Annotated in this window: 2 protein-coding genes; both read right to left on the bottom strand. The window is 58.2% G+C overall.

Annotation, left to right across the window (positions count from 1 at the left end; all coding sequences use genetic code 11):
• Positions 1 to 172 precede the first annotated feature (172 nt).
• Positions 173 to 868 carry a hypothetical protein gene (locus tag WAW39_RS04645; protein WP_422316270.1) on the bottom strand — a complete coding sequence of 232 codons (696 nt, stop codon included), beginning with the start codon at positions 866 to 868 and terminating at the stop codon, positions 173 to 175.
• A gap of 571 nt (positions 869 to 1,439) precedes the next feature.
• A complete protein-coding gene (locus WAW39_RS04650) occupies positions 1,440 to 2,621 on the bottom strand; it encodes a tetratricopeptide repeat protein (RefSeq protein ID WP_422316272.1) in 1,182 nt (393 codons plus the stop codon).
• Positions 2,622 to 3,215 lie beyond the last annotated feature (594 nt).

Genomic DNA, 3,215 nt, shown 5'->3' on the forward strand with positions numbered 1-3,215 from the left:
CGAACGTCCCCAAGCCCCGTCACCGGAAATGAGTTCCGCGAACCACTGCAAAGCACACAGCAGCAGCCTTCTTCTCTTCGGGTCCGTCTTCCGCTCCTTCCATAGGCACACAGTTCTGGATAAGATGCGTGGAAGGATGGATCAGCGCTTCCCTGGCCTCACCACACCCCGCTCACCTCACCAGAATAATCGGCTGCTGCAGCTGCACCTGCACGCTTCCTGGCACCCCCACCACTTCCAGGATGCCGGTCGTTCCCCCGTTATTGTTATTATAGATGGTGATGATGCCCGTCGGATTGTGGATCACCGGATTGTGCCGGGTCACCACGTTGTCCACCTGCCGCCACACCTGGCCATTTTCCATGGTGAATGTGTGAGTCCCTGAGAAGCCTGCAAAATCGCCTTTGATGAGAAAGCGGAAAGACAGGGCGTTGCCGCCCCCGCCCCGACCGACATTCTGGCCGGCATTCTGGCGCTGCTGCCGCGCCAGCTGCTCAGCCATGCGCTGGGGGTCATTGGCGCTGCGTCCCACCGGGACGGCAGGCCGGGTTGAAAGACCACCACTGCCGATGGGCGGCAGCGTCGGCGCCGCAGGCTGCGGTGCCTGTTGGGAGGTCAAAATTCTCTTCGCTTCGGCCAGCTGCGCCGCCGTGGCCTGCGCATCGTAGACCTGCCCGTTCACCGTGCCACCCTGCGGATTGGCCTTGCACCAGGCCGCAATTTGCAGCGCCTTCAGGCACAGCTCATAGGGCTGCCCCGTGGACGCCGCATACTGGCGCGCCAGTATCTCGTATTGGTTGAACATCTCCTGGGCTTGTCCCAGAGCTGAGCAGGCAAAAAACGCGACCAAGGTAAGCAGTATTCTCATGCTGCCATTCGACCACACTCGGGCACTGACGTCAAGCCCTGCCACCAAACACGACCTGCTCTAGAGATTCTCCAGACCTTCGCCTCAGCAAGAAGCAAGATGCCAAGCAAGAAGCCAGGCATTTAATGCGCTAGGCAAGCGCAAACCACACGTCATCAATCACTTAAACTGGCTCTTATCGACCACCCTTGGCGCGTAATCGCCATAGATACGGTCCAAGCCACAACTCAGCCGACACTCCCCTCCAAGCTCACCCACCTCCCGATCCCACCCTCTCCCCACCACAGCTCCGCCTCCTGGCAGGATCATTCACCTTCGCCACAACAGCCCATCTCACAGGCCCTGCCTTGGTCGCGTCCGATCTTCCGTCTGTTCCGTAGGCCACCCTCTCCGTTAACAGCTTCACGAAAGTGCATGCCGTTCCAGCAGCATCAAGGTCATCGGGAAGTTTGATGAGTCCCCTTCAGCCTCACGTATCCGTGTCAATCCGTGGAATCCGTGGTTAAAGATTCAGGAAGAATGGAGCCACCGCCGCAGCAGTGACTCCTTCAGGACGGTTGCCAAGGCGATTTTATTTGAGGGCGTCCAGACGCTTCTGCGCCTGAGCCACCCCGCCCAGCACCGCACGCGAAAAGAATTCACGAGCCTTGGCCAGATCTTTGTCCACGGCTATGCCGGTTTCATAAAACACGCCAAGATTGAAGTACGCCTCTTGCATACCGTTGGCCGCTGCGAGGCGGTAGAAGTTCAGGGCTCTCTTGGCATCCGGCTGGATGAGGATGTTGGCCTTGTCGCCAGGGGCTTTGAGGATGCCCGTTTCACAGGCGTTGCCGAGACGGAACAGAGACTCGGCGTCATTGCCGCAGGCAGCCTTGCTGTAGCAATCAAAGGCCTTGGGCACATCGCGCTTCACATCAGCGCCCATACCCTGTTCATAGATCTGACCGAGCATGAGATTCGCAGGAGCAAGACCTTTTTCGGCGGCTTGATTGAGCATCTCCAGCACGGCAGGCACATCTTTTGCCAGGAGTTTGGGACTTTCCGGGGTGTCGGGATCGCCATGCAGCAGACGACGACTAAACGTATTGAGGGCTTCTCCGTTGCCCTGATTGCAAGCTTTGACGAGATACGTCAGGGCCTTTGAATGGTCCTGGGGGATGCCTTCGATTCCGACGGAGTAGATCTGTGCGAGACCAAGAGTGGCTCTGCCGTCCCCTGCCTTTTCACCTTTTTCAAGCAGCGCCATCGCTTTGGCGCTGCTCTTTTCCACCACGACCTTGCCCTTGTTCCCTTCAGTCACACCTTGCAGGTACAACTGGGCCAGCATGCGACGTGCGATCTTTTCATCGGCGGCTTCAGCTTCTTGGATCAGCTTGATGCTTTCTTTCACTTTCTTAGGGTTCTTCGCACCAGTCTGCGTCAGCAGTAAAGAGAGTTCAGTCTTGGCAAGGATCTGGCCCGCGCCTGCGGCCCTGCGGTACAGCGCGGCGACTTCGTTGATGTCCGATCCACCGAGCACTCCCCAACGGGCCAGCGCATACACGGCGTCCTTGTCATTCTTCTGGACCAGCGCGCGGACTTTCTCGACGGCGGCGCTGAAAGACTTGCCTACATCCAGGCCGGCACCCGGGCTTTTAACAAACTGGTCCTGATCAGCCTTCAGCGCGGTGAGAATGTCCGTGAACTCTTGGGAGGCTCCGGGCAGTTCGGCAGTGTCGATACCGGCGACCGCGACGAAGGCGGCGAGCTTCATTTTGAGAGCGGTTAAAAACATAAAGGGGCGGGCTTTGAGCTTGGCTTGTCCGGCGGTCTTTCATGTCTTCCTGGCGCAATGAACCTTGAAGGTAGAGTAACGGGCGGATTTTGACGTTATAGACCGCGCCTACGACAATGTCCGCTCCTTTATCAGGAAAAGATGCCGGAAAAGATGCCAGGCATGAATGGCACTCAGTTAAGGCGCGTTGTCGTCGGTCCGGGATGCTGGACACTCTGCGCGTTCTTGCAGGGAAGACGTTCTCTTTCATCCTTTCGCCACCTTGCCCACACCAGCCCCAAAGGGGCTGCGGATTACAGCCCAGGGTCAGCCGAGCCGGAGCGAGGCGACCCTGGGTATGGCAACACACGACAGGAAAGCAAATCCAGCGTCTTCGCCACTCAATACGGCCACCAGCAGCGTCTGCCATAAGCTCCGCCACGCGGACTGCGCGTCACCAGCTCAAAACAACGGTGTCCAACGAACGGGGAGCAAAAAGCCCGCATGAAGGTCGATGCGCAGCCATCGTTGGGTTGCTGCCGAGTCGGTTATTGAGGGGTGTATGGATGATTGAGCGCATGCTTTAAACTCGTC

The organism is Prosthecobacter sp., assembly GCF_049294395.1.
Lineage (GTDB): Bacteria > Verrucomicrobiota > Verrucomicrobiia > Verrucomicrobiales > Verrucomicrobiaceae > Prosthecobacter.

What these genes read in the sequence shown, in the direction of transcription:
- WAW39_RS04650 (WP_422316272.1), bottom strand. Translation starts at nt 2,621, where the DNA reads ATGAAGCTCGCCGCCTTCGTCGCGGTCGCCGGTATCGACACTGCCGAA.
- WAW39_RS04645 (WP_422316270.1), bottom strand. Translation starts at nt 868, where the DNA reads ATGAGAATACTGCTTACCTTGGTCGCGTTTTTTGCCTGCTCAGCTCTG.